The organism is bacterium (genome assembly GCA_040755795.1).
Classification (GTDB): Bacteria; UBA9089; CG2-30-40-21; order CG2-30-40-21; family SBAY01; genus JBFLXS01.
Window position 1 is genome coordinate 1 of record JBFLXS010000208.1, and the last position, 7,018, is coordinate 7,018.

The 7,018-nt window shown below is 36.7% G+C and carries 6 protein-coding genes; 4 read left to right on the top strand and 2 right to left on the bottom strand.

Features of this window, described 5'->3' with window-relative positions:
- Window positions 1-39: 39 nt before the first annotated feature.
- Entirely contained in the window at window positions 40-270 is a 231-nt protein-coding gene (locus tag AB1414_12945) for a hypothetical protein (protein MEW6608329.1), read from the bottom strand.
- Between the two features lie 67 nt (window positions 271-337).
- Here AB1414_12945 and AB1414_12950 point away from each other — a divergent pair, with 67 nt between their 5' ends.
- From AB1414_12950 to AB1414_12965, 4 genes are all read left to right on the top strand, one after another.
- Window positions 338-1,657: a nodulation protein NfeD gene (locus AB1414_12950; GenBank protein MEW6608330.1), complete on the top strand. Its 1,320-nt coding sequence runs from the start codon at window positions 338-340 to the stop codon at window positions 1,655-1,657.
- A gap of 82 nt (window positions 1,658-1,739) precedes the next feature.
- The gene (locus tag AB1414_12955; protein MEW6608331.1) at window positions 1,740-2,498 is read left to right on the top strand and encodes a slipin family protein; all 759 of its coding nucleotides are present in this window, start codon (window positions 1,740-1,742) and stop codon (window positions 2,496-2,498) included.
- A gap of 11 nt (window positions 2,499-2,509) precedes the next feature.
- Window positions 2,510-3,784 (top strand): glycosyltransferase N-terminal domain-containing protein, encoded by a 1,275-nt coding sequence (locus AB1414_12960; GenBank protein ID MEW6608332.1) that lies wholly within the window; start codon window positions 2,510-2,512, stop codon window positions 3,782-3,784.
- The gene (locus tag AB1414_12965) at window positions 3,781-6,084 is read left to right on the top strand and encodes an alpha-amylase family protein (protein ID MEW6608333.1); all 2,304 of its coding nucleotides are present in this window, start codon (window positions 3,781-3,783) and stop codon (window positions 6,082-6,084) included. Before AB1414_12960 ends, AB1414_12965 begins: the two co-directional genes overlap by 4 nt.
- A 706-nt stretch (window positions 6,085-6,790) precedes the next feature.
- Here AB1414_12965 and AB1414_12970 read toward each other — a convergent pair.
- On the bottom strand, window positions 6,791-7,018 hold a 228-nt coding region (locus tag AB1414_12970; GenBank protein MEW6608334.1), incomplete at its 5' end, for a hypothetical protein.

The following is a 7,018-nucleotide window of genomic DNA, read 5'->3' on the forward strand; positions in this document are numbered from 1 at the left end:
ATCACCGATAACTGATTACCTGAATTTCACTTCAGATGGCTAAAATGTTACGAAATATATATCCTCAAGGATGGGATTAAGCGTATCGTCCATAAATTTTAATTTTCTTCTCTGCGTCTCTGTGTCTCTGCGGTGAACGGTTACCATTTCCTCTGAAAATAAGGAAGTAGAAAGTAGAGAGTAGAAAGTAGAAAGTAAGGAAAGACAAGCCTCTTCTTTCTCTCTCTCCCCTCTACTATTTTCATCGTCATTTGTGAGTCGCAGACTCATGACCGTTTCTCCTTGTTTATACTTCTAATGTATAGCCCTGAACGGTTACAAGAAAGGAGGGAAAAAGATGCACAAGTGGAAATTGATTTTTTTAACCGTAATATTCCTGTTTATTTATAGCCCTGTTTGGGCAAAGACAGAGATTATTTATCAGGTCAAGATAGAAGGTGTAATTAATCCTGTCACCGAGCGATTTTTAGTCAATGCGATTAATAAAGCGGTTAAAGAGGAAGCGGTATGTTTAATCATTGAAATGGATACCCCAGGAGGACTTGTCAGTTCTACCCATAATATTGTCAAGGAAATACTTAACTCTAAAATCCCGATTATTACTTATATTTCCCCACGAGGTGCAAGGGCGGCTTCTGCGGGTGTATTTATTTCTTTAGCCTGTGATGTCATCGCTATGGCACCAATGACCCATATTGGTGCCGCACATCCGGTAACTATGGGTAGTGCTCCTTTTCAAGGCGAAGGAACAAAAAGTGCTGGGGTTATGGAAGATAAAATTACCAATGATTTAGTTGCAGGGGTTAAAAGCATTGCTGAGGAAAAAGGACGCAATATCAAATGGGCAGAAGATGCTGTGCGCAAAAGCAAATCTATTACAGAAAAAGAGGCTCTTAACCTTAAAGTAATTGATTTTATTGCCGAAGATTTCTCAGACCTTCTTAAAAAATTAAATGGAAAAATCATAAAAAAGAAAAAAGAAACGATTAAACTTGTAACAAAAGGCATAGCCACGCAAGAAATCAAGATGAATTTTAGAGAGAAATTCCTCCACGCCATTGCTGAGCCAAATGTGGCTTATATTTTATTAATGCTGGGTATTTATGGGCTTATCTATGAATTTGCCTCGCCGGGCATAGGATTAGGGGCTGTTTGTGGCAGTATTTGTTTGATATTAGCCTTCTTTGGACTACAAAGTCTGCCAATTAATTTAGCCGGCTTACTTCTAATTATTCTTGGTTTCATCCTCTTAATATTAGAGGCATTTGCCCCTTCACATGGGCTATTAAGTATAGGAGGTGGTATATCCTTGATATTTGGTTCTTTTATCCTGATTGACTCTTCTGCCGCTCCTTTCATCACTATTTCCAGGAATTTAATTTTAGCCGTGGCAATTTGCACTGCTTTAGCCTCCTTTATTGCTATTGGGTTGAGTATTCGCGCTCATCGACGCAAGGTAACTACTGGAAAAGAAGGAATAATTGGCGAGTCTGCCATAGCTAAAACAAAAATATCAAAACAAGGATTGGTCTTTGCTCAAGGTGAAATATGGGAGGCTATAACTGAAAACGAGGAGGTGATTGAAGAAGGTGAAAAAGTAAAAATAGTCGGAATGGAAGGATTAAAATTAAAGATAAGGAAATTTGGTAATTGGTAATTGGTTAACTGGTAACTGGTAATTGGTAACTGGTAACTATTTAACCAATTACCATTTACCAAACAAAGGAGGTTAGAAAAAAATGGGACATATTTCATTAGTGGTGATAGGTTTTGGGATTGTGCTTTTAATTGGCGGAATTAAGGTTTTGCGTGAGTATGAAAGAGCCGTAGTTTTTAGATTGGGAAGGTTAGTTGGTGACCGGGGGCCAGGGATTATTTATATTATTCCATTATTTGAACAATGGAATAAGGTTGATTTAAGAACTGTCACAATGGATATTCCACCACAAGAAGTCATTACGCGGGATAATGTCACTGTTCGAGTTAATGCTGTTTGTTACTTTCGAGTGCTTAATCCAGCAAACGCGATTACTAAAATCACTAATTATGTTTATGCGACTTCGCAAATTGCTCAAACGACCTTAAGGAGTGTTCTTGGACAATCAGAATTAGATGAGTTATTAGCACATCGGGATAAAATAAATCAGGAGTTACAGCGAATAATCGATTCTCAAACAGACCCCTGGGGAATAAAGGTAAGTGTGGTTGAGGTAAAGGATGTTGAGTTACCTGAGGCGATGAAACGAGCGATGGCAAAACAGGCTGAGGCAGAACGGGAAAAGCGGGCGAAGATTATTCATGCCGAAGGTGAATTCCAGGCAGCAGAAAAATTAACTCAAGCCGCTGAGGTTATCAATAGAGTTCCGGTGGCCGTTCAACTCAGATATTTACAAACCTTAACTGAAATAGGGGTTGAAAAAAATACAACTATCGTCTTTCCAATTCCAGTAGATATCCTTCAACCTTTCTTAAACTTAATTAGAAAAGAAAAACAGTAGGCTGGATATAAATGAAACTTTTTTACCAAATATTCTATAACGCCCTGGGGTTACCACTTCTTTATTCTGGATTCTTTTTAGGGGCTGTTTTTAATGAAAAGATAAGAAAAGGGTTAGTCGGAAGAAAAAAACTTATCCTTAAGTTAAAGAAGAAATTAACCCCAGGGAAATGGCTCTGGTTTCATATCAGTTCGATGGGAGAATTTGAGCAGGCAAAACCTATCATTAGCACTTTAAAAGAAAAAAAGGATGTCCAAATATTAGTTACCTTTTTCTCTCCATCAGGCTATGAACCTAATATTAATTATAAAGACGCCGATATTGTTTCCTATCTACCGTTTGATACATCCGCTAATACTAAAAAAATGCTTAAACTTGTTAACCCAGCCGGACTTATTTTTATTAAATATGACCTGTGGCCTAATCTTGTCTGGCAAGCGAAAAAAATGAAGATTCCAATACTTTTAGCTGACGGAAGCCTTTCCCATACCAAACTGAACTTGCTTACAAAATCGTTTTATAAACAGGTATATAGTTCACTTGACACCATTTGTGCTATTTTAAAAGAGGATGAGGCGATTTTTAAAACATTAACTACACAAACTAAAATTTTAGTTTGTGGTGATACCCGATATGACCAGGTATATCAAAGATTAATCAAGGTTAAAAAAGAAGAATCTAAAACTCGAAACTTTTTCCCGGATGAGGCGAAAATAATTGTCGCTGGAAGTACCTGGCAAAAGGATGAGGAAATAATATTATCCGCATATAAGCACCTCCTGAGCCAATTTAAAGATTTAATCTTAATTTTAGTCCCGCATGAACCAAATTATGAGAGATTGAAGGAAATAGAGAAAATGACCTCAAAATTAGACCTTTTATCTATCAAATGGTCAACATTAAAGGAATTCAGCACAATTGGTGATGCAAAAGTAATCGTCGTGGACCGGATAGGACTATTAGCCCAACTTTATCAACTGGGAGATTTGACTTATGTAGGAGGGAGTTTTGGTTATGGGGTGCATAATTGCCTTGAGCCAGCGGTTATGGGTAAACCAGTCTTTTTCGGTCCCAGGATTAATAATTCTAAAGAGGCAAGATTATTAGTTGAAAGAGGAGCAGGATTTGTCGTTACCACTTCGCAAGAATTGACAACTATAATGATGCAATTATTAACCCAGCCAGAATTACTTACTAAATCAGGTCAATCTGCCTTTGAATTAGTCAAAGAAAGCTTAGGTGCTACAGAAAAAATTATGATGGAAATAGAAAAAATAATGCGATGAAAAGCCTAAATATAAAAAATGGAGTTTTTACCTTACAGGAAAAAGAAAGATTTTTGCTCATCGGTGAATTCCAGTATTTTAGAATAAAGAAAAAACTTTGGGCAGAAGGACTTTCAAAACTAAAATCTATTGGCTTTAATGGTATTTCCACTTATGTCCCATGGGTCTGGCACGAGGTAGAGGAAGGTAACTTTGATTTTAGAGGGAAAACCTATCCAGAAAGAGATTTAATTGGCTTTATAGAAGAATGTAAAAAAAAGAGTTTGTTTTTAGTTATCAAGCCAGGACCCCTCATCTACGCCGAATACCGGGGATTGGGTAATCCTTTATGGATTGGAGAGCGATATAAAGAAACCGTGATGCTTAAGCCCAATGGTAAACCACATAAGGGAGATTTTTATTATAATTACTCCTTACTCCATCCTACCTACCTTTCATTAATCAAAAAATGGTTTTCTGCGGTTATTGATGTCATCCAGCCATATTTTAATGACCCTATTGTTATGCTCCAGATAGACAATGAAACCGGACTTATGTTCTATAACCAACTTGGGGAATTAGATTTTAATTCTGACACCATCAATCATTACCAAAGTTTTTTAGAACAAAAATATCAGGCTCTATCTACCCTAAATCAGGTCTTCAAGAAGAACTATTCATCTTTTTCAGAGATTTTACCTCCAGAGAAAATATTTGGTCGTCAGGAGGCTATGGACTGGCAGATTTTTTTGGAAGTATGGGTAACAGAATATCTGTTGAAACTTAAAGAGTTGATTAAAGAATTAGGGGTCGATTTACCTCTGCTTATCAACGAACCAGCCACATATCTTTCTCCAACCAATCCCGAATTAAAAGAACCTATCGGAGATATTTATGGCTATAATTTATACACCAAAGCCACTGGTAGCCTTTATACCGCAGATTTTCCTTTTTCTAATTCCCAATATCCGGCGTTATTTAAAGCTTATACTTCTAAAAAACCATTGTTTGCTGGTGAATTAGGCAGTGGCTGGTTTGATAAAAGGGCTTATGTGTCAAATGAGGCGACATTACAGGTAATGATGGGGTCAATTGCCCACGGCGTCAAAGGATTTTGTCTATTCCCTGTTCATGATGGCGTAGAGATAACTGGTGAAATTTATAATTTTAAATCCATCCTTGATTATCAGGGAAATACTACCCCAAGATATGATTTAGTCACTAAAGTTAATAAATTTATTGTAGAGAATGAGCAAATGTTAATCTCCTCCACCGCGATTTATGACCCAATTGCGATTTTAACCTATTTCCCTAATTTTAGATTTACGCCGCAAGATTATCTTCCTTTTCAAATATTTCCAGACCCTATCAAATATATGGCTTTTTTAGGGCATTATGGCATTTACGCCTTACTTCTTCAGGCAGGTTTTAATCCCGAAATTTTATCCATAGAAAGGGTTACGGATTTGAAGAGATTTAAAGTGGTTATATTTCCAACCAAAGGGTTTATTTCGCCAGATTTATTAGAGAAACTAAGGGAATATATTAAACACGGTGGAAATCTTATTACCCTTCCCAAACCCATTACTGAAGATATCTATGGTAATCCATTACAAGTAACTGATATTTATCCAGAAATTCCCTCGCAAGAAATTTACCCTGACCGTTTAAGGTTGCTTAAACACCTTATTTGGCATTTTCTTATCAAATACAATCTTTGGACAAGACCGACTTTGAAAAAGGCACATAAAACCCAGATGCATATCTGTGATACCTTTGAACCTTTGTTGGTGGGACAACATGCCAGATATAAAGGGATAGAGATAAAATCAGAGGTAGGGGATATTCGAGCAGATTATTATCTAAGTTTTTATGAAAAGGCAGTAACCCCCATCTTAAAATATAAAGGCAAACCTGTTGGCTATATATCTCATCTCGGGTTGGGCAAAAGTATCGTCATTGGCACGCTCCCTGGTGGTTGTTTTCTTACACCAACTTACTACCAACTCTCTAAATCCACAAGAACATCTTTAACCACTTTTATTACTCATCTTATGAAAATTTCAGGTGTTGAACAAAAAATCTTAACCAGTTTGGAAATAGAAGTAGTAATAAGAAATGTGGGAAAAGGGTATTTAGTCTTTATCATCAATCGGCTGGGAAAACAAGAAGGAATCTTAAAATTCAAAGACCTGAATTTTATTAAAGCAACAAAACTCTTTTCCTACAAGGAATCTTCGGTTTTAATTAAATCTAAAGATGAGATTGAATTAACAATTGATGCGGATGATGTTGTCGTCATCAATTTACAATCTAAATAGTGTATGGAGTGTAGTGTCCGTGACACTGCTGAATCTTATAACTATGGCGAGAGATTTGATACATCGATGTGAAAAGGGTTGTATATATCTTTAACTTTTTTTTGACATCATCTAAATTCTGAAAACCATGCGAGGGACTAAGAGATGGTTTTACAATGGTTCCTGGCAGGGAAGATGATACCCTTTGTGCTTCTCACCTACTCTTTCACTCTTTTATGACCTTCCAATTACCTTCGGGAGGATAAGGAGAGCGTTGCAAATAGTTTTTAGTTATGGTACGGGTTTGGGAGAGTTTTGGGTGATAAAAGATGCCAAAGCGACAAAAAAGAAATAATTTGCTTAGTTGAGATCAAGAGGAGGGAATACTATATAGTTGTAACTCCAAAAAATAATTAGCCTCGTAGAGGCAACCTGTTTGTAGTAGGAATCAAATTAACCAAAAATTAGCTCCAGAGGAGCGACCTGAAAAATGGATTGAATGATTTAGGTCGCTCCTATGGAGCTTTATGTGATGGGTGGGTTTTCTTCTACAAACAGATTGCTCCTCTGGAGCAAATTTAATAAGCAAAAGATGGCAGAAAATGAAGTAAAGCAATGCCTGTGACCATAGATATAGCTTTAACTCCTACGCAACGCTCTCAGGATAAGTGTGTCCAAAGAGCCGAATTTTTTGTTGACAAAGGATAAAATTTGTGGTAAAATATCCTCACAATGGGCACAAATGGATATAATACCCAAAACACTCAAAAAGCAATGTCCTATCAGTAAATGAACAATTGACACTTTTATTCAATTCTTTATTCATTGTTTGTAACCGTTCAGCCACAGAGGCACAGAGTTCACAGAGAATTAGAGAAATTAGCCACAAATGGACACGAATTAACCTGTGACATTCGATAAATGTAGTGCGAACCTTTAGGTTCGCTTTCCTGCT

Bases quoted from the DNA above. Each gene is read 5' to 3' on its own strand.
- AB1414_12945 (MEW6608329.1), bottom strand. From the start codon at position 270: ATGAGTCTGCGACTCACAAATGACGATGAAAATAGTAGAGGGGAGAGA.
- AB1414_12950 (MEW6608330.1), top strand. From the start codon at position 338: ATGCACAAGTGGAAATTGATTTTTTTAACCGTAATATTCCTGTTTATT.
- AB1414_12955 (MEW6608331.1), top strand. From the start codon at position 1,740: ATGGGACATATTTCATTAGTGGTGATAGGTTTTGGGATTGTGCTTTTA.
- AB1414_12960 (MEW6608332.1), top strand. From the start codon at position 2,510: ATGAAACTTTTTTACCAAATATTCTATAACGCCCTGGGGTTACCACTT.
- AB1414_12965 (MEW6608333.1), top strand. From the start codon at position 3,781: ATGAAAAGCCTAAATATAAAAAATGGAGTTTTTACCTTACAGGAAAAA.